We start from the raw sequence: 22,556 nt of genomic DNA, 5'->3' as shown, positions 1-22,556 counted from the left end.
ATAGGCGGAACGGCTACTGGGCCAACGCCCCGATGGTCGCTTCTCGGATCGCGCGCAAAGGATGGCGCACGATCGGCTCGAAGGGCAACGCTGCTCCGTCCGCTCCATAGCCCCATTGGCTCGCCCGGTTGATCTGGCCCTGCCTCATGCGGGGAAGGTCATCGTAATCTGTGTTCCCATCGCGCAGTGCGACCGCTGTCGGCACGCCGGGATCGAGACCGAGGAATCCGAACAGGGCGGGCCGCAGGTCGCGTGCCACGAGATCCTCGTACCGGATCACCAATGCCGAATGCAGGTAGAGCAAATCCTGAGCGACGATATCGTAAGCGTCGAGCCCGTAGTCGATCAACTCGGACGCGTCATCGGCCATCCACTTTCGCAGCGCTGCCGCCATCGCTGCGGGGTGGCGCAGGATGATTACAAACTGACAGGTTGGGAACAGCTGCTGGTATAATCGCATGCGCGTCAGATTGACGGGCGATTTCTCGACCCGCCGAGGCGAACCCGCGCCGAACCAGCGGGCCCAGTCCGACTCGATGCGCTGCTTGGTCTCGAGCGTATCGAACGCGCATCCCTCGATCAGATGCTGCGCAGGGTCGGTCGCGAAGTGGCCGGGTCGTCCGTGGAGAGCGGTATGCGGTATGGCGCCCTGAAGATAACAGCCCTCGTTTTCCGGGACCGGCGCGTTCTCGATCGCGGCAATACGGGAATGGTCCCCGAGCAATCGTGCCAGAAGACTCGTTCCAGTTCGATGGAGCCCCGCTACAAAAACATAACGCCCCGGATAGATGCTCACTTCGCCATTTGTCCTTCGTCCGCTTCCTTGTTCAGCGCCGAACCGACCTCGAGCCCACCTTCGCCGTAGAGGTAGGCTGGGTTGAATCGTGCCATTTCCTTCAGGCGATCGGCATTGAGGATCGTTATTCTTCCGCGACGGAAATCGACCACTTCACCCTCGCGCAAATCGCGGACCGAGCGGTTGACGTGGATTTCCGACAACCCGCAGATATGAGCCAAATCCACTTGCGTGAACGGAGTGTTGAAGCCCGACGAATTGCCCAACCCAACCATGCGCAGGCGATACCAGAGCTCGGTAATAACATGCGCTATCCGGCCCACCGCGCGCAATCGCACCATCTTGGACAGCCACTCTCGATGGATCGATGCATCAAGCAGGGTTCCGAACCAGAACAGCCGCGCCAGATGCGGCTCGTTCTCGAGCACATCGCGCAGGCGCTCGTGTGGGACGATCCCGAATTGCGTGTAGCCAAGTGCGCACAGGTCGTGATCGAGGCGTTTGAGCGCAAATCCATGCAGATCGACGAAATCACCGGGAACCTGGAAGCCGACGATGCTGCGGTCTGTTCCATCTTCGATGACGCGTGTCATGAAGCCCTTGATCAGGATGGTGGAGTATTCGCAGAAATCGCCACGCGAAAGGATCTTCGTGTACCCGTTCGTCTCACGCACCTCTTCGACCAGGCTTTCGAGAAGCTCTTTCTCCATCACGGTCATGGCATGACGCAGGCGGCTTGCCAGAAACCGCCCGGTCATCGGAAACTGCGCGAGTTCATCGCGCATCGTACCCCTATCATCCCTCATAGCGTTTTTACGCGCGTTCGCACGGCGCGTTCCAACTCTCACACAGGTTAACTTTTGTCCGTCTGTGGAGCCAGTCAGACTGCAGACGGTTCTGGTTGGGAAGATCTCCCATCTCCCGGAGTACGCCTGTGAAGATCGCCGTTGTCGGGCATATACGCCACCCCATCTCCCCCCCTTTCATGGGCGGTATGGAATCCCACTGTCATCAGCTGGTGGGTGCGCTGGAACGGCGTGGGCACGAGGTAACTTTATTCGCCGCGCCCGGCAGCGATGCGGGCCAGCTCTATCCCATCTGCGAGGTCCCCTACGAAACCTGTCTCCCCTGGCGCGACTGGCATGGCACGGACCGGCTGCAGATGTTTCAGGACGATGCTTTCGGCCGGGCGCAACGAGCGATCGAGCGCGGCTCATTCGACATCGTGCACAACAATTCGCTTTCGCCAGCGATGATCGAGTGGGGCTTGGCCAGCGGCCATCCCATCGTGACGTCGCACCACGTTCCACCCTTCGCGACGATGAGCGCTGCGGTGTCGAGCGGCCGCAATTCGCGCTCGTCGCACTTCACCGTGACATCGAACCACCAGCTTCAGCTGTGGAGCGGGCGGGCGGGTGACAATATGCACGTTGTTCCAAACGGCATTGCGCTGGAGGATTGGCACGAGGCACCGGCACGGTCCGAATACCTACTATGGTTCGGGCGAGTAACCCCGACCAAGGGTCTGCGCGAGACCGTGGCTGCCGCCAGGATCGCGGGGGTCAGTCTCAAGATCGTAGGCGCCATCGAGGACCGGCCCTATTTCGAGGACCATGTCGAGCCGTTCCTCGACTATCGCATAACCTACGAAGGCCACCTTGGCGGTAGCGCATTGGCCGCGATGGTCGCGCAGGCCCGGGCGGCAGTGGTCACCCCCATGTGGGACGAACCCTTCGGCCTCGTCGCGGCGGAGGCGATGGCGGCTGGCGTTCCGGTCATCGCCTTCGATCGCGGCGCGATGCGCGAGGTGCTTGGCCGATGCGGGCGACTTGTGGCTGCGGGCGACGTCGCTGCGCTTGCACAGGCAATGGCTACAGCGGACCAGCTTGATGGAGCGCCCTGCCGCGAGAGGGTGCGCACGCATTTTTCCGTCGGACGGATGATCAAGCGCTACGAAGCGATTTACGCGCTCGCGATCGCCGGTGCAGAGGCAGCTTCCGGGCCGCCGCCCGCGTGTGGCGAGGCTGCTTTGGCCTCAAGCCAGTCGAGCACGGTAGAGCTGCTCGCATAGGGCGCACTTTCTTGCTGACGGGTCAGTTCGAGGTCGCTTTCTTCGGGCTCGCGCAGCTTACGCCACCCGTCGCCGGTTCTCTCGACCAGACCCATCAGGACAAAGGCGCGAAGCCAGTGCTGCATCGTCGGCTCACCCCACTTCGCCGCGAACTGACGGGCATTGGCGAGCACGCTGTCCAGATGGTGCACCGGCGGCATGTGATGCGGGTGATACTGGTGGAAAGCCTTGGCTCCACGAACCCACCATATTGGCAGCTCATGTGTCGCCACGGTCCGGCCGAAATCGGTGTCTTCGCCGCCATATCCGACGAACCTCTCGTCGAAGCCCCCGGTCCGCATGAAATCATCTTTCGTCATAGCGAAATTGAGCGACCAGAAACAGCGATAGTCGCTGCAAGGAGCGTGAGTGCCCTTCGGTGCTCCAGCGCGTTCGGAGTGTTTTACCCCGACCTGCTCGAACCGGGCCTCGTCTATCCCGCGCATGGCGGCCCCATCGGGCAGGTAGGCGACCTCGCCCATCAGCAGCCCGCCTAGGCCTTCGGCGTGGCACGCGTAGTCCTCGACGCAGCGCGAAGCAGGGATGCAATCCACATCGAGAAACACCAGCAGGTCGCCCATGGCTTCGGCCGCCGCCCGGTTGCGCCCTGCCGCCAGCGGTATGCCATCTTCGCCCAGCATGATCTGCCTGACGGGAAAAGGCGCATCCGGCAGCCGGAAGGGCGCACTCTGCATGGCGGCGATCACCAGCTCGTCGGGCATGCGCGTACTGGCGCACAGCCCCCGCACGAGATTTGCGAGATGTTCTTCGCGGCCGAAGGCGAGCGTGCAGACCGAGATGCTCACTGCGTGCTGGCTCCGGAGGTTGCCCGAATGGCCGAGAGAGGTCGGTCGACCGACCAGAGTCGCGCAATCAGGCTTTCGATTTCGCCGGCCACCTTTCGGTCCGCCCCCTTGCTGACCAACCCGCGCTGGTTTTCGGGTTCGATTCCCGAAGCCGCCTGCCAGTACCCCGCCCATTCCTGCGCGCTGGAAGGCCAGATGCGCGCGTGTGCCGCTGCGCCAGCTCGATCCAGCGCCTCCGCTTTGCAGACCTGTTCTCCGAAATAGCGCCATTCAGGCACCACGATCCACGGCTTGGCTGCCGCAGCAACGAGGTGGACCGTGGTGTTCCCCGCGCTCGACACGATCCGGTCCGCCGCCGATATCCAGTCCTCGGCGTTCTCCACCCAGCCCAGATGGGTCAGGTTCGCGGGTGGCGTCTCGTGCCATTCGCTCTCGATTTTTCCGAGTGTTACCCATTGGGTGTCGGGCTCGGCCCGTGCGCCAAGCGTAAGAGGAGCCGAAGACAGGCCGCGACCACCGCCGCCGCCCACGACCACTATGTATTCCCTATTGTCCGCCAGCCCTAGCCGACGTCTGGCGGCTGTCTTGTCTCCCAGCCTCGCGGTATCCACACCGAGGCCGGGTGCGTGGATCGTCTTGGCACGCTTCCACCCCGGCTCATTGGGCTGGTCGAGCGTGCTGTCGTATGGAGCCAGCAGCGCGGCTGCACCGCGATAGGCGGCCACGTGACCGGGATCGTCCCGCAACCCGTGCTGCAGTACCGCAACGTGTGGAACCGATGCGATCCGCGCAAGCTGCCCCAATTCCGCCGAGACATCCGTGATGAACAGCGCGGGGCGCGCTTCGTCGAACCACTGGATGATCTGTGCGATCGCGTTGGTGATCTGCGGCCATCCGACCGGGGCGCAGTGCAGCGTATCGGGTGTATCCAGACCGGCTAGTCCGGACGGCGACGGCTCTCTTTCTTCGAAAAGTGATGGGATGACACGGCACTCGATGCCATCGACCAGTTCGGGGAAGATGTCGTCGCGCGCGCAAAACAGCGTCACCGGGCGTTTCGGCGCGAGTGCATTGGCGATCGCCGCGGCCCGTTCCGCATGGCCGCGGCCCTGGTGGTGGACGAAGTACCCGACCGGGCCCTGTTCTCTGCTCATGCCGCGCTCCTCGAAATGCGCTTTTCAGTCACCGCGAGCAGTCCTTCGAGGACGCCCGCAGAATAGGGCCGGGTCGCCATGAAAGCGCCCGGGTGATTGCGGCCCTGCTCGATAAGGGCAGGCTCGCTGTTGGCGACGATGATGGGACTGCGGCACACGCGAACCATGTCCGCATCATTGCCGCTATCGCCCGCTACGATGAGACACTCGTCGGGCAGCCCGAGGCGCCTGAGGACGTGCCGCGCGGCTTCGCCCTTGCCCGCCCTTGCCGGAAGGATGTCGAGCAGGCGCTGGTGGCTGTAGATGACCTTGGCGGGCAGGCCCTCGCGCATCAAGTCGTGTTCGATCTGCCCCGGCAAAGCGGGATCTTCACAATAATAGCTGCGCTTGAAGCGCCGCTGCTCGATGGGAGGCTGCGGCGGGACGTCCGCGCGCTTGCTCAGCAGTCGCTCGATCCGCGACGTGCTCCATCCCCCTGATATGCTGGCATCGTACTCCATGTCTGCGCGCAGACCGTGCTCGTCGTCCCAATAGATTTCACTGCCGACAGAAGTGATCAGGACGCTGGGCGCCGGCAGGTTCCATTCCAGCAATAGCCGTCGCGCTTCTGGTAGACTGCGCCCGGTAGCGACGCCGAAGGTAATGTCGGACCGGGTTTTCAGGTAATCGGACAGTTCGCGGGCGGAGCGGCGGCACCCGGTCAGCGTGTTGTCGATGTCACACAGCAGGATCCTGCGCGAACGGGGCATATCCACCACGCGGGTGGGGCCCTTGCGGAGCGTGCGCAGGATCGCGATGCACTGGTCGGCGTAGCGGCCCCACGTGACCTTGCCGATGTTGCGCGCAGCGTTGCGGGCGCATTCGGCGTAGAGTTCGCGATCCGACAGCAAACGATGGAGGCTTGCGCCAAGGGCCGCGGGATCGCCCGGGTTAACCAGCAGGCCGTGGCCGATCTCGCCCAAGATGTCGCTCGGCCCGCCACGGTCGGTCGCCACCACAGGAAGCGCATGAACGGCCGCTTCGAGGATGGTCAGACCGAAGGGTTCGAACATTGCCGGGTTGCAGAAAATGCCGCCGGATTTTGCGACCAGCGCGTAGAGCCCGCGCACGGCCGACGCGTCGTGGTGCCTGGGGTAGGCGACCGATCCGTGCAGGTCGTGCCCGTCAATCAGATCGATCAGTTCGCGCATAACCGCGACCTGTTCGCTCTCGCCGCTCTCGACTGACCTGCGCAGCCCGGGCAGGATAACGAGGTTGGCCATGTCGCGCAGCTGAGGGTGGTCAGCGAAGGCCTGAACTAGCCCGGCGAGGTTCTTTTTGTGAACGGGGCGCGCGATCGCGAGGATGATCGGCCTGCCGGGATGGCGCAGGAAAGGTTCGATCAGGCTGCCTGCGGCCCGTTCGTCCGCCAGGCTTGCCCGGGTCTGGTCGATGCCAGGATGGACGCGCCATATCCTTTCCGGGCGGGCGCCGGGATAGGAGGTGACCTGCCGCTCACACTCGTCGCGCGACGATGCGATCACGGCATCCGCCCCTGCGATGGCCCGGTCTTCCTCCGCCAGCCGGTCGGCAAAACCGCGTGACACGGCGCACCCGGCGTCAAGCTTGTCACGACCCAGCGAGTGGGGCGTATAGATCACGGGGATCCCGAAAATCTCGCGCACACGCAGGGCGACATCCGCCGCATCGGCAAAATGGGCGTGAATAGCATCCGGCAACCGGTCTCGCTGATGCAGGTCGGCGATCAGCGCCTTAGCAAACGCGTCGCGATCCGCGGCCAGCGCTTCCTTGGCGAGGTAACGCCTGTCGCCACTATCAATCCGCGTAATTGTCAGTTTCGGCGCAACGTGTTCTCTCGGTTCCGCGTGGATCGTACCAAGCCGATCGTCCTCGAAAAGCCGCGTCACGATCTCGCACTGGCCTACGTCCCGGCGCCGCGCCATGGCCTTCGCCTCACCCAGGATATAGGTGATGTGGCCGCCGGTATCCTCCGTCAGTCCGTAGCGGGGGGCGCCCCGCAAACAGCCGCCCAACGCGATATGCATGATGAAAAGTGATTGCATCCAGGGCCATAGCCGATGGCCCTTATATGCGTTCCCCAACCCATCTTTTGACGGGAGCGGGGATGCACGATTTAGCGCCAATCGCGCATTGGTTCGGCCACGTCCTTCATGGCATCACACCCTGTCAGAGACGCTTCTTGTGTCGGAATTACCGAAAGCTGGCCGTTGGTTTCCAAGACCACCCATTGTGCGCCTTCCAGATCGACGATCCCATTCTCACGCAACGCCATGCGGACTTCCTCTTCAGAGATGCGAGCATGTTTCATCGTTTTACGGAGCATCTTGCCTTCACGGAGCAAGAGAGCAGGCACCGCCTTTATGATCCTTCTGGCAATCCGAGTACGGATAACCGCGAAGGTGACGATCCACTGACACAGTGCGATCACCATCATTGCGATGATAGCATCCAGCAGCAGGACATTGTCGAGCAGGATACAGTTGGCCATCAGGCTGCCAACGACGACGGTGATGGCCAATGGCGGAGCGGGAGGGATTCGAACCCTCGATACGGGGTTACCGTATACACACTTTCCAGGCGTGCGCCTTCGACCACTCGGCCACCGCTCCGCATCGCCCGTTCGGGAAGCCAGCGCACCTAGCTTTGTTCCTCCCGCTTCGCAAGGCGTCGTGTCGGCGCTAGGAACATCCCATGCGAAATTTCGGTCTCCCCATTACGCTCGATGAGATGGAAGCGCTGGGCCGTGCGGCGATCGCCGCGCTGCCCGATGCCTTCCGAGACCAGTTGGGCGATGTCGTCTTCGCGGTGGAGGACTTCGCCGACGAGGAGACCCTGCGCGATCTCGGCATGGAGAACCCGTTCGAACTGACCGGCGTCTACGAAGGCCACGCCCTGACCGAGCGCAGCATCGAGATGTCGGGCCAGCTGCCCACCCAAATCCGCCTGTTCCGCCGCCCGATCCTCGACGAATGGGCCGAGCGCGGCGACGAAACGCTGGAGCATCTCGTGCGCCATGTCGTGATTCACGAGATCGGCCATCACTTCGGCCTGTCCGACGACGATATGCACGCGCTGGAGAACCTGGTCGACGAACAGGCGTAGCAAAGCGGTTTGCGATGCCAGGTTTTGGTGGCAAACCTTGCCGCATGAAGCACGCCATCACGCTCTCCGCCGCCGCAACATTCGCGCTTGCCACCGCATCCTTCGCGCAGGAGGCCCAAGCCCCCGCGCTGTCTCCGGGCGAGATCGTCGATACCGCCCCGAGCGACGCATGGGTCGCGATCGATGCCGAGAACCTGGTGGTAATGACGCTCCCCCCGCTGGAGGATGGCACCGAGCGAAAGGTTGTGATGCAGCTGATCGGCGCGCCCTTCAGCCAGGGCTGGGTCGAAAACATCCGCACCCTCGCCCGCGCAGGCTATTGGGACGGCAGCGATATCCTGCGGGTTCAGGACAATTACGTGGTCCAGTGGGGCCAGCCCGATCCGGACATGGGCGTCGAGCCCAAGCCGGTGCCCGAAGGGCTGAATGTGATGGATGAGGGAGATTACACCGTCAGAATAGCGGCCCTGCCTCGTAGCGGTCCCTCAATGACCGAAATTTTCGAGGCATGTCCCAAGAAGAACAAGAACAGGTGTAGCGTCTCAGACCTGCCCGAGGCAGCCAGGCTGCAAATCGAGCGTATCGCATCACGAAGCTATCCCCGCGACGCATACGCCGAAGGCAGTCGTTTTTCCGAAGGATGGCCAACCGCCTTCTCCCGCGAAAACGCGAGCGCTTGGCCTGTCCACTGCTACGGCATGGTCGGCGTTGGCCGGAACATGTCGCCCGATACCGGGGACGGCTCGCAACTCTACACCGTGATCGGTCAGGCGCCGCGCCATCTCGACCGCAACATCGCGGTGGTCGGACGGATCGTCGAAGGGATCGAGCACCTCTCCAGCCTGCCGCGCGGCAAGGGTCCGCTAGGCTTCTACGAGGACCCGGCGAAACGCGTGCCGATCGTCTCGGTCCGCATGGCCGCGGACCTGCCCGACGGCGAGCGTCCGCGCTTCGAATACCTCTCCACCGAGAGCGAGAGCTTCGCGCAATACGCCGACGCGCGCGCCAATCGCCGCGACCCGTTCTTCATCCAGCCCGCCGGCGGTGCGGATATCTGCAATATCCCGGTGCCCGTGCGTCGTGTGGACGTTGTGGAGAGCCAGTGAGCAGCTTCACCTTGCGCGATGCGACGGCGCACGATGCGCAAGCCATCGCCGCGCTGCATACCGCCAACTGGCGTGAGGCCTATGCCGAGATCCTCGACCCCGGCTACCTCGCCGGGCCGGTCGAGGAAGATCGCCGCGCGGTGTGGCACGAACGGCTGACCGCCCCCTCCCCCGACCTCGAAGTGATCGTCGCGCAGACACAGAGCAGCATCGTCGGCTTTGCCAGCCTCTTCCACGAGCGCGAGCCTGGCTGGGGCGGCTTTGTCGACAACCTGCACAGCGCAGCCGGGGTGCGCGGCCAGGGCATCGGCAAGGCGCTGCTGGTCGAGGCGGCGCGCCGCGTCGCCGAACGCGATGCCGACCGGGGCCTCTACCTGTGGGTGTTCGAACGCAACGAAAGCGCGGTCGGCTTTTACCGTGCGCTCGGCGCCCGGATCGCCGAGAGGATCATGTCCGACTGGGACAAGGCACCGCACGAGGTGCGCTATCGCATGCACTGGCCCAACGCCGCCTCTCTGGCGGGACGCTAGACCTTCTGCATGAATTCGAGCCGGTTGCCGAAGGGATCCTCGGCAAAGAAACGAAGGTAACCGGCGAGCGGCTTGTCCTCCCTGCACGCGACCCCGGCTGCTTCCAGTCGCGTGCGCAAATCTTCCAGATCGGCGACCAGAAATGCCGGATGCGCCTTGGTTGCCGGGCGAAAATCCGGGTCGACGCCGATATGCAGCGATACCGCTCCAGCCTCGAACCAGCAGCCATGCGGTGAAAGCGTCACAGGCTTGGGAACTTCGCGCATCCCTATCAGGTCCACGAAGAAGGCGCGCGCCCGATCCTCTCCCCCGCGCGGAATGGCGAGCTGGACATGGTCGTATGCCAGCAGGACGCTCAAATCCGCTCCGCCTGCGCGACCGCATCGCTCGCCCGCAGCGCGCTCAATATCCTTGTCAGGTGCGCCAGGTCCTGCACCTCGACATCGATCTCGTAGGTGGCGAAGGGATTTTCGACCCGCACCTGCTGCAGGCTGCGGACATCGCCGTGACTGCGCGTGACGATGTTCGCCATTTCGGCGATCGTCCCGCGCCTGTCGTAGAGCGTCACCAGCAGCCGTCCGGTGGCAAGCCCCGCGCGGCTGCCCCAGTCGAGATCGAGCCAGTCGTTGTCGATCCCGCTCGCAAGGCTCAGGCACTGGATGTTGTGGACCTCGACGCTCTCCCCCTTGCGCCTGAGCCCAACGATCCGGTCGCCCGGCACCGGATGGCAGCAATCGGCCAGCGTGTAGGCATTGCCGGGCTTGAGCCCGCGGATCGAGATCGTCTTCTTGTGGCGCTGCGTCCAGTCGGGGTCTTCCTCGAAATCGGCGGTGCTGCCGGGCACCAGCGCTTCCATCACCTCGTGATCGCCGATCTGGGCGGCACCGATGGCATACATGAGGTCTTCCTCGTCCTCCATCTCAAGCCGCTTGAGCGCTTCGCGCAGTGCCTTCTTGCCGACCTTGGCAGGCGTGCGCGAGGCGATCTGGTCGTAAAGCTTGGCGCCCAGCTCGGCGACCTCCTCGCGCTCCTTCTTGCGCACCGACCGGCGGATCGCGGCGCGCGCCTTGCCCGTCACCACGAAGCCCAGCCACGAAAGCTGCGGCTCGGCCTCGCTTCCCTTGATGATCTCCACCACGTCGCCATTGGCCAGCGGCGTGCGCAGCGGCATGTGCCGCCCGTTGATCTTCGCCCCGACGGTCTGCGCGCCGAGATCGGTGTGCACCGCGAAGGCGAAGTCGACCGGGGTTGCCCCCTTGGGCAGCTGGAACAGCGCGCCCTTGGGGGTGAAGGCGAAGATTCGATCCTGGTAGATCGCCAGCTTGGTATGTTCGAGCAGCTCGTCGGGATCGTGGCTGGCGTCGACGATCTCGATCAGATCGCGCAGCCAGCTGACCTGCCCGTCGGGACGGTCGTGCTGCTTGTAGGCCCAGTGCGCGGCGAGGCCGAATTCATTGGTCCGGTGCATCTCGCGCGTGCGGATCTGCACCTCCACCCGCATCGAATTCTCGTAGATCAGCGAGGTGTGCAGGCTGCGATAGCCGTTGTTCTTCGGCGTCGAGATGTAATCCTTGAACTTGCCCGGGATGAACTGCCACACCGTGTGCAGCAGGCCCATCGCGCGGTAGCAGTCCTCCACGCTGTCGGTGATGACGCGGAAGGCGAAGATATCGGTCACCTTCTCGAACGGGAGGTGCCGCTCCGCCATCTTCTTCCAGATCGAATAGGGGTGCTTTTCGCGCCCCGACACCTCGACCGTCAGCCCCGCTTCGGCCAGCGCCTGCTTGATCGCGAGCGCGATCGCATCGACTTGCCCACTGTCCTGGCTGCGGATTTCGGCCAGGCGCTCGGTGATCGTCGCCGACGCTTCGGGCTCCAGCTGCTCGAAGGCCAGCGCCTGCATCTCGCGCATGTATTCGTACATGCCCACGCGCTCTGCCAGCGGAGCGTAGATATCCATCGTTTCGCGCGCGATGCGGCGGCGCTTTTCCGGCTTCTGGATAAAATGCAGCGTGCGCATGTTGTGCAGCCGGTCGCCCAGCTTGACCAGCAGCACGCGGATATCCTCGCTCATCGCCAGCAGGAACTTGCGCAGATTCTCCGCCGCGCGCTCGTTCTCCGGCATCGCCTCGATCTTGGAGAGCTTGGTCACCCCGTCGACCAGCCGCGCGACCTGCGGCCCGAAATTCTCCTCGATATCGTCGATCGTGGCGAGCGTATCCTCGACCGTATCGTGCAGCAGCGCGGTGGCGATGGTTTCCTGATCGAGCTTGAGGTCGGTCATCAAGCCCGCGACTTCGACCGGGTGGCTGAAATAGGGATCGCCACTCGCCCGCTTCTGCGTGCCGTGCTTTTGCACGGTATACACATAGGCGCGGTTGAGCATCGCCTCGTCGGCGTCCGGGTCGTAGGCTTTTACCCGCTCAACAAGTTCATACTGGCGCAGCATCTTAAGATCACGATGTGGTTAAACGCCGCTGCAATGCAACGAAAAAGGAACCGGTCAATGCGATGGGAGGTGACTGTCGACCGGGTCTAGCACGCCTACCATGGCGATCCGGGCAAGATCGTGATCGAAGGAACGGTGTCCGGCGTAGCAATCCCACGTCGAATAGAGGACCTGTAGCGCACCTCGCTTGAGGAGCTGCGCGCGCACTTCGGCCATGCGCGCCTGTTCCAGCGTGGCACCCGCCTCCCCTTCCCCCGCGGGATCGTAACACAGCACGAAGCGCGGCCGTGTGGTCTCCGGCCAGTAGCCGAACGCATTGTCGAGGATTGGGTCCGCGCCGGACGAGACCTCCGTCTCGCCAGGATCGAAAAAGATCACGAATGGCCCGGGTTCGAAGCGGTCGGGCCCGGCGAAAAAGCCGGGCGGATGGCCACGCGGCGCCTCGCGGGGCAAATCCTGCGCGTGGATGGGCCCGACCGCAAAAAGCGCAGCGACGACCCAAAGTCCGTGCGGCCTCATCCGCCTTGTTCCATCAACCGGTCGATCCCGCCACGCGTCACCGCGTGATAGCCGTCGCGCGTCTTCGCATAGATCCGCTCGGCGATCGGCCTGCCCCATTCGCCCTGATCGAGCAGGACGGCGTAAAGCGGGCGGACGAACTTGGCCCGGCCGATCTCGCTCAGGAACACTTCCGCCTGCGGCACCGCCGGATCGTAGCGGTTGGCCAGCGCCAGCTCGAGCCACAGGAACAGCACTTCGTTGTTACCCGTCTCGGACAGGCCCAGCGCATTGTTGAGCTCCGCAAGCTGCGCGGCGGTTCGCTCCTTGGGAATATTGTCGAGGAAGCGCATCTGCTCGGCTGCGGTCCAGCCCTTGTACGCCTCGGGTATCGTATTGCCGGTGGCGTAGGCCTGCACCGCTGCGTCGACCTGCGCGAAGGCGGCGGGGTCGGGCCTGGCGACATTGCCCGGCAGGCCGGGCTCGAAGATCCATTCGCGCAGCATCAGCTTCTCCGCCTCGGCGGGCGAGCGCACGAGGTTCTGCTGCATGTCTTCCAGGATCATGCGGCTCGTCGCGGGCTGGAAGGCGTGGTTGTCGAACCACTGCTGCAGCCACGCGTCGAAGCGTTCGCGGCCGACGATCCGCTCGACCGAGCGCAGGAAGAAATGGCCTTTGTCGTAGGCGATCGCGCTGCCGATCAGCTCGCCCTCGCCGTCGTTATGTAGCGCAGTGCCCGGCGCATCGGCACCGACCTCTGCCAGCGTTTCCTCGATATTGGCGAAGGAGAGCGCGGCTTCCTGTTCGGCGCGTTGCTTGCCGTAGACTTCCTCCACGATGCGGTTCTCGAAATAGGAGGTCACGCCTTCGTTCAGCCAGCCGTCGCCCCACACCGCGTTGGTGACCAGATTGCCGGACCAGCTATGCGCCAGCTCGTGCGCGACCAGCCCGTTGTTCGACCGGTCGCCCGCGATGAAGGTGGGGGTGAGGAAGGTCATCACCGGGTTTTCCATGCCCCCGTAAGGGAAGGCGGGCGGCAGCACGATCATGTCGTAGCGGCCCCAGCGATAATCGCCGTAAAGCCCCTCGGCGGCTTCGACGAGCTGCTCGGTATCGGCGACCTCGTTGTAGGCGCGGTCGAGCGTTGCAGGCTCCGCCCACACGCCGGTGCGCGGGCCGGTCGCACGGAAATCAACGTCGCCCGCGGCGATCGCGATCAGGTAGGGAGGGACGGGCTTGTCCATCACGAAGCGGAAGGCGCGACGGTTGTTGCCGACATCCTCGGGCTCGCCCTGCCGCACGCCGCTCATCACGACATCGAGCGGCTTGGGCGCGGTGATCCGCGCTTCCCAGGTCTGGCGGATGCCCGGGCTGTCTTGCGTGGGGATCCACGTGCGGTTGAGGATCGCCTGCCCTTGGCTGAACAGGAACGGATATTCGCCGCCCTTGGTCTGTTCGGGCGTCAGCCATTGCAGCGCGGCGGCATCGGGCGCGCTGCGATAGTTGATTCGCAGCTGGCGCGCGCCATTCAGCTGGACGGTCAGCGGCGTGCCCTTGCCCTCCTCGTCATCGCCGAGAGCGAAGGGGAGCGGATTGCCCGCCCCATCAGTGACTTCGCCCAGCTGGAGACCGTTGCTGTCGAGCACGATTTCCTCGGCGTCGTCTTTCGCCAGGATATCGAGCACCGCCGTACCGCCGATCATCTTTCCGTCAAAATCGAGATCGAGGTCCAGCGCCACGTGAGTCACCCGCGCGATCTGCGGCTGCGCATAGGTCTGGTCGTCCACCGCGTCGGGCGTGGTCAGGATCGGGGCGACCATCGCACTGCTCTGCGAGGAAGTAGAACTCCGCGCGCCATCCATCGTGGTGCATCCGGTCACAAGCAGGGCGGCGGTGGCGAGCAGGGTGGCACGAAACATCGGGTTCTCCGGAAATTGTATATTATTTGAAGCATTTATTACAGAATCGATTGCGAACCGGGCCTGAACCGCGGCTCCCGGTGCAGGGGACCGGATGGAGAAGCCTCAGCTCCACACTGCTTCGGGCGGCAGGCTCATCAGGATCGCATCGACATTGCCACCGGTCTTGAGGCCGAACAGGGTGCCCCTGTCGTAGACCAGATTGAATTCTGCGTAGCGCCCGCGCCACTGGAGCTGGGTCAGCTTGTCCTCGTCGCCCCACTCCATGTCCATACGGCGGCGCACCAGCTTGGGAAACACTTCGAGGAATGTTCGCCCCACATCCTGCGTGAAATCGAGGTTGCGCGCGAAGCCGGCCTGATCTCCGCATTCGAGGTGGTCGTAGAAGATCCCGCCCACCCCGCGATGCACGCCGCGGTGGGGGATGTAGAAATAGTCGTCCGCCCACTTGCTGAAACGCTCGTAATAGGTCGGGTTGTGCTTGGCACAGGCGGCGCGGAAGGCGGCGTGGAAGTCCTGCGTATCTTCCTCGTAGGGGATCGGCGGATTGAGGTCCGCCCCGCCGCCGAACCACGCCTTGCCGGTGACGAGGAAGCGCGTGTTCATGTGCACTGCGGGCACGTGCGGGTTGGCCATATGCGCGACCAGGCTGATGCCGGTGGCGGAGAAACTCGGATCGTCCTCGGCCCCGTTGATCGTCTTGGCGAACTCGGGCGCGAAGGTGCCGTGCACGGTGGAGACGTTGACCCCGACCTTTTCGAACACCTTGCCCTTCATCAGGCCCTGCACGCCACCGCCGGGGTTGTCGTTGCCTTCCTCGTCACGATTCCAGGGCGTATATTCGAAGGACGCGTCCGACCCGGCCTCGCGCTCGATCGCCTCGAACTCGGCACAGATCTGGTCTCGCAGATTTTCGAACCAGGTGCGCGCTTCTTGGGTTTGGGCAGACCAGTCGGGCATTGTCTTCGCATCCTTGCGTAGCGTCGTGCATCCCTTGCCAATCCTGCCAGCCTAGGGCAAGTGAGCCCCATGGTTCCCCTTTCGTTCGGCAACACGGAACTGCTCCTGCGCAGTGACCGCGCGGTCTACTGGCCGCGTGAGCGGACGCTGTTCGTCGCCGACCTGCACCTCGAAAAGGCGAGCTTCTTTGCACAGCACGGCCAGCCGCTGCCGCCCTACGACAGCCGCGAAACGCTGGAACGGGTGTCCATCGCCGTGCGCGAGACGGGCGCCGAACGGGTCGTCACGCTGGGAGACAATTTCCACGATGCGGAGGGGGCCACGCGGCTCGAACCCGTGGCATGCGACATGCTGCGCGCCCTCACCCGCAAGGTCGAGTGGATCTGGATCACCGGCAACCATGATGGCCCCGCCGATGCCGCCGGAGCGGCCGCCGAGTGCGGCGGCACGCTGCACGATGAACTGGAAATCGGCGGCGTCCTGTGCCGTCACGAGGCGCAGCCGGGCGAAACGCGGCCGGAGCTGTCGGGCCACTGGCACCCCAAGCTCGACATTACCGTGCGCGGACGCCGCATCCGCCGCCCCTGCGCAGTGGTCGCGCGGCATAGGGACTACGGCCCGCGCATGGTCCTGCCCGCCTTCGGCACGCTGACGGGCGGAATGGATGCCGCGCACGAAGCGATTCGCCGGAGCCTCAGTCCGGCCGAAACCATCGAGGCTGCATGCCCCGTGCGGGGCCAGCTGGTGCGCTTTGCGCTCTGGCATGCCGAAAAACGCGCCGCGTAAAGGCCCCTCTTTGTCGCGATTCTCGGGCTGGCTTGCGCAGCCCCCTTTCGCATCGCGCCGAAAAGCCCTAAATACGGGCTCGATATTTCAGGATTTCAGGAGAACTTCCCATAGCACGTCCACCCCGTCGTTCCCTTCAGCCGCCGATCAAAAGCGGCCCGCGCTACGACAATTTTATTCAGAGCCCCAAGGTCCGCGTCATCGACGATACCGGGGAGAACATCGGCGTCCTTACCACGCGCGAAGCCATTGAACGCGCCCAGGAGGTCGGCCTGAACCTGGTCGAGGTCTCGCCGAACGCCGATCCGCCCGTGTGCAAGTTCCTCGATGTCGGCAAGCACCGCTACGAGGCGCAGAAGAAGGCGAATCTGGCGCGCAAGACGCAGAAGACGCAGGACATCAAGGAAGTCAAAATGCGTCCCAACATCGACACGCACGATTACGACGTGAAGATGCGGAACGTGAACAAGTTCATCGAGAACGGCGACAAGGTGAAGGTCACCCTGCGCTTCCGCGGACGCGAAATGGCGCACCAGCAGATCGGTATGGACCTGCTGCGCCGCGTGCAGGAAGACGTGGAGGAAATCGCCAAGGTCGAAGCCTTCCCCCGTCTCGAAGGCCGCCAGATGCTGATGGTGCTCGCACCGAAGTAAGCGGCCCAAGACGACCGCACTCTTGGTGCGGAACATGTGCGGGGGGTGGCCGATTGATGTGATTATGATCGCACGACGCCACCTCGCCGCCCTCCCCCTCGCTATCTCGGCCCTCGCGCTGGCCGCCTGCGATGCGGCAAATGCGCCGCAGCCCGCTCCAACGGCGGACGAGGCCACTGCCGCGAGTGACGACACCGCCACAGCTGGCGAAGCACCGCCGCAAGACAGTTGCCCCGCCGATTCTGCCGAGACGTCCGGCGTCAATGATGGTGAGCCGGATCTGACGCCCGCACCGCTTACCTCCGACGCCGAGAAAGGCGAAAAGGGCGCGCGCAACGTGCTCATCGCCTTTACCCGTGCGATCGAACTCAAGGAATTCGATCAGGCGTACGACCTGATGCGCGAAAACGCCCGGCAGGAGACGAGCAGGGCCGCCTTCGCAGACCGGTTCGACGGCTTCGGCAAGATCACGGTCGCCGCGCCCGACGGCACGATCGAAGGCGCTGCAGGCACGGTCTACTATTCCGCGCCGGTCACCATCACCGGATCGAACGGGCAGGAGCTGTCGGGCGAGATCGTCCTCTCGCGTGTCAACGACGTTCCGGGAGCGGCGCCCGAGCAATTACGATGGCGCATCCGGGATTTTGATATCACGGGCTAGCGAGATTCCGGGGCAGGGCAACAATAGAAGACAATAGGCAAATTCTTAGAAATATAGTATCCGCGGAATACTGGAGGATAGTATGACCCGCACGCTTTCCGTTGCCCTGTCGATGCTCGCCCTAGTTGTAGCGATCGACCCAACCGTCTCTTCCGCAGCCACGATGCAGGCCTCCGCTTCCGCGACAGAGGCAGAATTCGACCGCTTTGCGCCTGCCAGACAGACAACCAATACGCGGCTAGACTGGTCCTTTTACGATAAGGCGCTCGACTGGTTCGTCCTCTACATGGGTCCGTCACTGCGCAAGTCTGCGCCCCGTATCCAGCCAATTATCGGCACGCGCGTGCGCTACGGACACGAGTCGCGTTATCGGATGGAAGGCAACCGGGTCGCATTCGAATACATCGAGGAAGACGAACTTTCCGCACTCGCAGAGTATCGCCGGGGTCTCGAACAGATCGGGACGGAGCTAAATCTGTCCACGCTGCCGCGTAACGAGCAGCTCTCTTACTGGCTGAACCTACACAATGTCGCGATGATCGAGCAGATCGCACGCGCCTATCCAGTTGGCGAGCCAAGGGATATCCGGATCGATGGCGTGCCGCTCGATGAGGCACGCTTCATCACGGTGGATGGAGTCGCGATGAGCCCACAGGATATCCGCACGAAGATCGTCTATCCGAACTGGCGCGACCCCCGGGTGATTTACGGCTTCTTCCGCGGTGAAATCGGTGGCCCCTCGATCCAGGAAATGGCGTTTACGGGCAGAAACGTCGACATGCTGCTCGACGTTGCGGCCGACGAGTTCGTCAATTCGCTGCGCGGGACGCAGGCGAGAGGTGACAGTCTGCATGTGTCGACGATCTATGACGAAGCACGCGGTTTCTACTTTCGCCAGTGGCCCACTGACCTTCGCACGCATCTACTGGCACTGGCAGAAGGCGATGTTGGCGAAATGGTTGGGCGCACGGACGCGATCGAAGCCGATATCCGCGAACACGACATCGCGGATCTCAGCAATGGCGAAAAGGCCCGGGCATGGTCGTTCGCATGTACCAGAGGGTATGACCCAGCGACAGGGAACCAAGGAAAGGGTCTCGACGATAATGTCGGGGTAAGTGTTAATTGTACTTATCAGAACAGCTACATTCCCAAACTCGTCAGGGACTTCAGCGCCGAGAGACTACAGAAGGTCAAGCGCCTGATTCGGGAAGATCGCTATGGCAGGGTTTATCTGTTCGACGAGACGGGCGAGCCGCTCGAAGTCGAATAGGCTGCGTGCCCCGCTCCTGAAGGTCAGAAATGTCGTTGATCGAGCAGCGATTTCGGCTGCTCCCATTGGCGTTTGCTCAACAGCCGCTAGCGTGCTTGATTCGCACGCATAGAGACAAGAGAGCCTTCCATGCACACTTCGATTCGATCCTTTGGCAAAAGCACCGCCCTTGGCATCTGCACCGCAAGCCTCCTTCTGACCGCCACGAATGGGAGCGCGCAGGCGCCGACAGCCGTGGCAATGCAGGCAGGCGAGGATAGCGGCCCGCGTTTCGTCCGCTTCGTGCCAGCCGACCAAAGCAACGCCAGCCGTCTCGACTTCACCGTTTGGAAGGAGGCGCTCAACTACTTCGTGTTCTCGATGGGCGTTTCTCTGCGCGAGGGTGCGCCGAGCGTGCCGCCGGGCATGGGTACCCGGATCGTTTACGGGCACACATCGCGGTACAGGCTCGAAGGCAACCGGGTCACTTTCTCCTTTCTCGAAGACGACGTGATCCAGTCGCTCACCGATTATCGTCAGGATCTGCAAAGCCTGGGCGACCAGATCGATATCGCGAAGCTTCCGCGTAACGAACAGCTCGCCTACTGGATCAACCTGCACAACGCCGCGATCATCGAACAGATTGCGCGAAACTATCCGCTCAAGAATCCGTCCGAACTGATGATCGAGGGGTATGGTCTGCCACTCGATAAAGCCCCGTTCATCACGGTGGCCGGCGTTGCAATGAGCCCGCACGACATCCGCACCAAGATCGTTTACCCCAACTGGTCCGATCCCAAGGTAATGTATGGCTTCTTCCGCGGCGACATCGGCGGCCCGTCGCTACGCCGGGAAGCCTTCACCGGCGCCAACGTCGACACACTCCTCGACAGCGCGGCCAAGGAATTCGTAAACTCGCTGCGCGGTGTCGAAAAGCGTGGATCGACGATGCAAGTCTCGCGCATCTACGAGGAAGCTCGCCCCTTCTATTTCACCGACTGGCCTGCCGATCTTCGTACGCACATCGGCACCTACGCGAGCGAGGAAGTGACTGGCATCCTCGCGAAAACCGGTCAGGTGGAGACGGTTCTGTACGAGAACGCGATTGCCGACCTTGCGAATGGAGAGAAGGAACCGGGGTACAATTACGTCGTCACGCAGGACGAAACCGGCGGATTTTCCCCGAAGAGTTCGAAGACGCCGGCCAACATCCTGCGCATGGTCGCGGAACGCGATGCCAAGGTCCTCAAGATGCTGCGCAATCGCGATCGGGTCGGCAAGGTCTACGTGCTTGTGGGCGACGCGGCAGAGGCTGCCGAGCCAGAGCCCGAAGAGGTAGAATGACCGGCACTGCGGCGCCCCTGGCGGGGCCCGCTAGTCGATCTTCCACATCCGGTTTTTCGACTTCTTCAGGTCGTGGATGTCGTTGCCGCTGATGCGATCCCAGAAGCGCCCGCCGATCAGCTGTTCGGCGTCGTAGGTATTGATCAGGTACGAACCCAGATCGCGGTCGATCTTCTCGTTCGGCATCAGGAAGGTCCACAGGTCCAGCTTGCCGCTGCGATATTCGGCCAGCACGGATTTGACGAAGCCGTGCGGCACCGGGATGTTGATCCCGTAAGCATCTTCGTGGTTGCCGATCATCTTCATCGGCTTGAGGAAATCGAAGAACGGGCAATTGAGGACATAGACCTCCAGCACATCCTCACGCTCGTTGAGGGTGCGCACGGCCTCTTCGAGCACCCGCCAGCCTTGCCGGTTGAAGTCCGCCGTCTGCGGCGACATGTTGGACAGCAGGAAGGTCTCGCTGTTCTCGACACTGCGCAGATGCGCATTGGCGCTGGCGACGAGGTGCCCGCGATCATAGCCGCTGTTCCTGTACGCGGCGAGCGATGCGCGGAAACGGTGCGGGATGCGCACATCGGCGCGGAAATTGTCGAGCCGCTCGGTCTTGTTGAAGACCTCGGGAATGAATTCCTTGCCCCCGCGGCGGACGATTTCCAGCGTCCACTTGGCCTGCCGGAAATACCACGAATAACCGATGGTGAAATAGCGGCCGGTCAGGATCTGATCGCATACCGGCGCGCCGTAACGCAGCTCGCGCTGCATCTGGAACGGATCGTCGAAGCTCATTTGCATGCACTCCCTGCGGAGCGACCCCGGGCGCGATTATACCACGCGCGCCCAGCCTGCGCACGCCGCATTCGGCCCGGGCGAAGGGGGCGCTTCGGCTTGATCGCGGAAACCCGCAACGGTAGGTGCGCGTTCGACAACCGGCAGCCGGTGGAGATGCGTTCCTGCGGAGGTTAGGAACGGGCCGCCTCCGGCCAGCCTCGAAACCGAGCCCCCGCCTTCCTGGGGGCACATTTGAGGAAGCCGAGTTTATGACCGACGCCGTCGATTCCGTCGAAACACCTACCCCCCGCCGCAAACCCAAGCCCGAGATCACGAAGATCGAAGGACGCCAGCTCAAGCCGTCGACCCTGATGATGGGCCACGGATACGACCCCGCCCTTTCCGAAGGATCGCTCAAGGCGCCGATCTTCCTCACCAGCACCTTCGCCTTCGAAAGCGCCGCCGCAGGCAAGCGCCACTTCGAAGGGATCACCGGCATGCGCGAAGGCGGGGCCGAAGGGCTCGTCTATTCGCGCTTCAACGGCCCCAACCAGGAAATTCTCGAAGATCGACTCGCCATCTGGGACGGCGCGGAGGACGCGCTGTGCTTCTCCAGCGGGATGACCGCGATCTGCGTGATGATGATGGCCTTCTGCAACGCGGGCGACGTCATCGTCCATTCCGGCCCGCTCTATGCGGCGACGGAAGGTTTCGTTGCCAAGATCCTGTCGCGCTACGGGGTGAAGTATATCGACTTCCCGGCGGGCGCGACGCGCGAGGAATTCGACGAGGTTCTCGGCAAGGCCAAGACCATGGCGGACGAGAACGGCGGCAAGATCGCGATGATCTACCTCGAAAGCCCGGGCAACCCGACCAATGCGCTGGTCGATATCGAGATGGTGCGCGATGCGCGCGATGCTGCACTGACCCCCGACTGCCCGATCGCGATCGACAACACCTTCCTCGGCCCGCTGTGGCAGCGCCCGCTGGACCACGGCGCGGACCTCGTGTGCTATTCGCTGACCAAGTATGTCGGCGGCCATTCGGACCTCGTCGCGGGCAGCGTCGCGGGGGCGGAGAAGTGGATCAAGCCCGTGCGCATGATCCGCAACACGATGGGCGGCATCGCCGACCCGAACACCGCCTGGATGCTGCTGCGCAGCCTCGAAACGGTCGAACTGCGGATGCAGCGCGCGGGCGAGAATGCCGAAAAGGTGTGCGACTTCCTCGCCAAGCATCCCAAGGTCGACGGGCTCGGCTATCTCGGCATGCTTAAGGATGATCGCCAGAAAGACATCTACGCCCGCCATTGCCTTGGCGCAGGGTCGACCTTCTCGCTGTTCATCAAGGGCGGTGAGGAGGAGTGCTTCCGCTTCCTCGACGCGCTCAAGGTCGCGAAGCTTGCGGTGAGCCTGGGCGGTACTGAAACGCTCGCCAGCCACCCGGCCAGCATGACGCACCTTTCGGTGGCGCACGGGCGCCGTCAGGAGCTTGGCATTACCGACAGCCTGGTGCGGATCAGCATCGGGATCGAGGATGCCGACGACCTGATCGCGGACTTCGAACAGGCGCTCGACGCGGTCTGATCGCTAAGCGGATCAAATGAATGGGCGGAGGCCGAAAGGCCCCCGCCCATTT

22 protein-coding genes and 1 tRNA gene are annotated in these 22,556 nt (G+C 63.4%); 10 read left to right on the top strand and 13 right to left on the bottom strand.

Annotation, left to right across the window (positions count from 1 at the left end):
* Positions 1-13 precede the first annotated feature (13 nt).
* Together ACYQ0L_RS13190 and ACYQ0L_RS13185 are read right to left on the bottom strand one after the other, a co-directional pair.
* The gene (locus ACYQ0L_RS13190) at positions 14-796 is read right to left on the bottom strand and encodes a sulfotransferase family protein (RefSeq protein WP_459789751.1); all 783 of its coding nucleotides are present in this window, start codon (positions 794-796) and stop codon (positions 14-16) included.
* A complete protein-coding gene (locus ACYQ0L_RS13185; RefSeq protein ID WP_459789750.1) occupies positions 793-1,581 on the bottom strand; it encodes a Crp/Fnr family transcriptional regulator in 789 nt (262 codons plus the stop codon). The genes ACYQ0L_RS13190 and ACYQ0L_RS13185 overlap by 4 nt, the downstream gene beginning before the upstream one ends.
* Before the next feature lie 209 nt (positions 1,582-1,790).
* Between ACYQ0L_RS13185 and ACYQ0L_RS13180 the strand changes: the two genes are divergently transcribed.
* Positions 1,791-2,867, top strand: coding sequence for a glycosyltransferase (locus tag ACYQ0L_RS13180; protein WP_459789749.1), 1,077 nt, complete (start codon positions 1,791-1,793; stop codon positions 2,865-2,867).
* Here ACYQ0L_RS13180 and ACYQ0L_RS13175 read toward each other — a convergent pair.
* From ACYQ0L_RS13175 to ACYQ0L_RS13155, 5 genes are all read right to left on the bottom strand, one after another.
* Positions 2,759-3,712, bottom strand: a complete 954-nt coding sequence (locus ACYQ0L_RS13175) for a galactosyltransferase-related protein (RefSeq protein ID WP_459789748.1) — start codon at positions 3,710-3,712, stop codon at positions 2,759-2,761. The genes ACYQ0L_RS13180 and ACYQ0L_RS13175 overlap by 109 nt on opposite strands.
* Positions 3,709-4,866, bottom strand: coding sequence for a glycosyltransferase family protein (locus ACYQ0L_RS13170; protein ID WP_459789747.1), 1,158 nt, complete (start codon positions 4,864-4,866; stop codon positions 3,709-3,711). Before ACYQ0L_RS13170 ends, ACYQ0L_RS13175 begins: the two co-directional genes overlap by 4 nt.
* On the bottom strand, positions 4,863-6,929 hold the full coding sequence (locus ACYQ0L_RS13165; protein ID WP_459789746.1) for an HAD-IIB family hydrolase: 2,067 nt from the start codon (positions 6,927-6,929) through the stop codon (positions 4,863-4,865). Before ACYQ0L_RS13165 ends, ACYQ0L_RS13170 begins: the two co-directional genes overlap by 4 nt.
* Positions 6,930-7,000: 71 nt before the next feature.
* On the bottom strand, positions 7,001-7,405 hold the full coding sequence (locus ACYQ0L_RS13160; RefSeq protein WP_459789744.1) for a DUF421 domain-containing protein: 405 nt from the start codon (positions 7,403-7,405) through the stop codon (positions 7,001-7,003).
* Positions 7,406-7,496, bottom strand: a tRNA-Ser gene (locus ACYQ0L_RS13155).
* An 82-nt stretch (positions 7,497-7,578) separates the two neighbouring features.
* Between ACYQ0L_RS13155 and ACYQ0L_RS13150 the strand changes: the two genes are divergently transcribed.
* Genes ACYQ0L_RS13150 through ACYQ0L_RS13140 form a run of 3 tightly spaced genes read left to right on the top strand, consistent with a single transcriptional unit; the run spans position 7,579 to position 9,625 of the window.
* A complete protein-coding gene (locus tag ACYQ0L_RS13150; RefSeq protein WP_459789743.1) occupies positions 7,579-7,989 on the top strand; it encodes a metallopeptidase family protein in 411 nt (136 codons plus the stop codon).
* Positions 7,990-8,033: 44 nt separating this feature from the next.
* Positions 8,034-9,095: a peptidylprolyl isomerase gene (locus ACYQ0L_RS13145; protein ID WP_459789742.1), complete on the top strand. Its 1,062-nt coding sequence runs from the start codon at positions 8,034-8,036 to the stop codon at positions 9,093-9,095.
* Positions 9,092-9,625, top strand: coding sequence for a GNAT family N-acetyltransferase (locus ACYQ0L_RS13140; RefSeq protein ID WP_459789741.1), 534 nt, complete (start codon positions 9,092-9,094; stop codon positions 9,623-9,625). Before ACYQ0L_RS13145 ends, ACYQ0L_RS13140 begins: the two co-directional genes overlap by 4 nt.
* Here ACYQ0L_RS13140 and ACYQ0L_RS13135 read toward each other — a convergent pair.
* From ACYQ0L_RS13135 to hemF, 5 genes are all read right to left on the bottom strand, one after another.
* Entirely contained in the window at positions 9,622-9,984 is a 363-nt protein-coding gene (locus ACYQ0L_RS13135) for a VOC family protein (protein ID WP_459789740.1), read from the bottom strand. The two genes, ACYQ0L_RS13140 and ACYQ0L_RS13135, sit on opposite strands and share 4 nt — an antisense overlap.
* Positions 9,981-12,074 (bottom strand): RelA/SpoT family protein, encoded by a 2,094-nt coding sequence (locus ACYQ0L_RS13130; protein ID WP_459789739.1) that lies wholly within the window; start codon positions 12,072-12,074, stop codon positions 9,981-9,983. Before ACYQ0L_RS13130 ends, ACYQ0L_RS13135 begins: the two co-directional genes overlap by 4 nt.
* Before the next feature lie 54 nt (positions 12,075-12,128).
* Positions 12,129-12,593 carry a hypothetical protein gene (locus tag ACYQ0L_RS13125; RefSeq protein WP_459789737.1) on the bottom strand — a complete coding sequence of 155 codons (465 nt, stop codon included), beginning with the start codon at positions 12,591-12,593 and terminating at the stop codon, positions 12,129-12,131.
* On the bottom strand, positions 12,590-14,491 hold the full coding sequence (locus tag ACYQ0L_RS13120; RefSeq protein ID WP_459789736.1) for a M1 family metallopeptidase: 1,902 nt from the start codon (positions 14,489-14,491) through the stop codon (positions 12,590-12,592). Before ACYQ0L_RS13120 ends, ACYQ0L_RS13125 begins: the two co-directional genes overlap by 4 nt.
* 105 nt (positions 14,492-14,596) lie before the next feature.
* Entirely contained in the window at positions 14,597-15,451 is an 855-nt protein-coding gene (gene hemF / locus ACYQ0L_RS13115; protein ID WP_459789735.1) for an oxygen-dependent coproporphyrinogen oxidase, read from the bottom strand.
* Between the two features lie 69 nt (positions 15,452-15,520).
* Between hemF and pdeM the strand changes: the two genes are divergently transcribed.
* From pdeM to ACYQ0L_RS13090, 5 genes are all read left to right on the top strand, one after another.
* Positions 15,521-16,237 carry a ligase-associated DNA damage response endonuclease PdeM gene (gene pdeM / locus ACYQ0L_RS13110; RefSeq protein ID WP_459789734.1) on the top strand — a complete coding sequence of 239 codons (717 nt, stop codon included), beginning with the start codon at positions 15,521-15,523 and terminating at the stop codon, positions 16,235-16,237.
* Between the two features lie 110 nt (positions 16,238-16,347).
* Positions 16,348-16,890 carry a translation initiation factor IF-3 gene (gene infC, locus ACYQ0L_RS13105; protein ID WP_459789808.1) on the top strand — a complete coding sequence of 181 codons (543 nt, stop codon included), beginning with the start codon at positions 16,348-16,350 and terminating at the stop codon, positions 16,888-16,890.
* Positions 16,891-16,954: 64 nt separating this feature from the next.
* Positions 16,955-17,551 carry a hypothetical protein gene (locus ACYQ0L_RS13100; protein WP_459789733.1) on the top strand — a complete coding sequence of 199 codons (597 nt, stop codon included), beginning with the start codon at positions 16,955-16,957 and terminating at the stop codon, positions 17,549-17,551.
* An 82-nt stretch (positions 17,552-17,633) separates the two neighbouring features.
* Positions 17,634-18,824 (top strand): DUF547 domain-containing protein, encoded by a 1,191-nt coding sequence (locus tag ACYQ0L_RS13095; protein WP_459789732.1) that lies wholly within the window; start codon positions 17,634-17,636, stop codon positions 18,822-18,824.
* Positions 18,825-19,064: 240 nt separating this feature from the next.
* A complete protein-coding gene (locus ACYQ0L_RS13090; RefSeq protein WP_459789807.1) occupies positions 19,065-20,147 on the top strand; it encodes a DUF547 domain-containing protein in 1,083 nt (360 codons plus the stop codon).
* 30 nt (positions 20,148-20,177) lie between these two features.
* On the opposite strand, the gene ACYQ0L_RS13085 is transcribed toward ACYQ0L_RS13090, so the two are convergent.
* On the bottom strand, positions 20,178-20,936 hold the full coding sequence (locus ACYQ0L_RS13085) for a DNA/RNA non-specific endonuclease (RefSeq protein ID WP_459789731.1): 759 nt from the start codon (positions 20,934-20,936) through the stop codon (positions 20,178-20,180).
* 251 nt (positions 20,937-21,187) lie between these two features.
* Between ACYQ0L_RS13085 and ACYQ0L_RS13080 the strand changes: the two genes are divergently transcribed.
* Positions 21,188-22,504, top strand: a complete 1,317-nt coding sequence (locus tag ACYQ0L_RS13080; RefSeq protein ID WP_459789729.1) for a cystathionine gamma-synthase family protein — start codon at positions 21,188-21,190, stop codon at positions 22,502-22,504.
* Positions 22,505-22,556 lie beyond the last annotated feature (52 nt).

The organism is Alteriqipengyuania triglochinis (genome assembly GCF_054655655.1).
The sequence above is the reverse complement of the archived record's forward strand: the minus strand, read 5'-3'. Positions and strand labels throughout refer to the sequence as shown.

What these genes read in the sequence shown, in the direction of transcription:
- ACYQ0L_RS13185 (WP_459789750.1), bottom strand. Translation starts at nt 1,581, where the DNA reads ATGCGCGATGAACTCGCGCAGTTTCCGATGACCGGGCGGTTTCTGGCA.
- ACYQ0L_RS13180 (WP_459789749.1), top strand. Translation starts at nt 1,791, where the DNA reads ATGGAATCCCACTGTCATCAGCTGGTGGGTGCGCTGGAACGGCGTGGG.
- ACYQ0L_RS13170 (WP_459789747.1), bottom strand. Translation starts at nt 4,866, where the DNA reads ATGAGCAGAGAACAGGGCCCGGTCGGGTACTTCGTCCACCACCAGGGC.
- ACYQ0L_RS13165 (WP_459789746.1), bottom strand. Translation starts at nt 6,929, where the DNA reads ATGCAATCACTTTTCATCATGCATATCGCGTTGGGCGGCTGTTTGCGG.
- ACYQ0L_RS13150 (WP_459789743.1), top strand. Translation starts at nt 7,579, where the DNA reads ATGCGAAATTTCGGTCTCCCCATTACGCTCGATGAGATGGAAGCGCTG.
- ACYQ0L_RS13145 (WP_459789742.1), top strand. Translation starts at nt 8,034, where the DNA reads ATGAAGCACGCCATCACGCTCTCCGCCGCCGCAACATTCGCGCTTGCC.
- ACYQ0L_RS13130 (WP_459789739.1), bottom strand. Translation starts at nt 12,074, where the DNA reads ATGCTGCGCCAGTATGAACTTGTTGAGCGGGTAAAAGCCTACGACCCG.
- ACYQ0L_RS13125 (WP_459789737.1), bottom strand. Translation starts at nt 12,593, where the DNA reads ATGAGGCCGCACGGACTTTGGGTCGTCGCTGCGCTTTTTGCGGTCGGG.
- ACYQ0L_RS13120 (WP_459789736.1), bottom strand. Translation starts at nt 14,491, where the DNA reads ATGTTTCGTGCCACCCTGCTCGCCACCGCCGCCCTGCTTGTGACCGGA.
- hemF (WP_459789735.1), bottom strand. Translation starts at nt 15,451, where the DNA reads ATGCCCGACTGGTCTGCCCAAACCCAAGAAGCGCGCACCTGGTTCGAA.
- pdeM (WP_459789734.1), top strand. Translation starts at nt 15,521, where the DNA reads ATGGTTCCCCTTTCGTTCGGCAACACGGAACTGCTCCTGCGCAGTGAC.
- ACYQ0L_RS13100 (WP_459789733.1), top strand. Translation starts at nt 16,955, where the DNA reads ATGATCGCACGACGCCACCTCGCCGCCCTCCCCCTCGCTATCTCGGCC.
- ACYQ0L_RS13095 (WP_459789732.1), top strand. Translation starts at nt 17,634, where the DNA reads ATGACCCGCACGCTTTCCGTTGCCCTGTCGATGCTCGCCCTAGTTGTA.
- ACYQ0L_RS13090 (WP_459789807.1), top strand. Translation starts at nt 19,065, where the DNA reads ATGCAGGCAGGCGAGGATAGCGGCCCGCGTTTCGTCCGCTTCGTGCCA.
- ACYQ0L_RS13085 (WP_459789731.1), bottom strand. Translation starts at nt 20,936, where the DNA reads ATGAGCTTCGACGATCCGTTCCAGATGCAGCGCGAGCTGCGTTACGGC.
- ACYQ0L_RS13080 (WP_459789729.1), top strand. Translation starts at nt 21,188, where the DNA reads ATGACCGACGCCGTCGATTCCGTCGAAACACCTACCCCCCGCCGCAAA.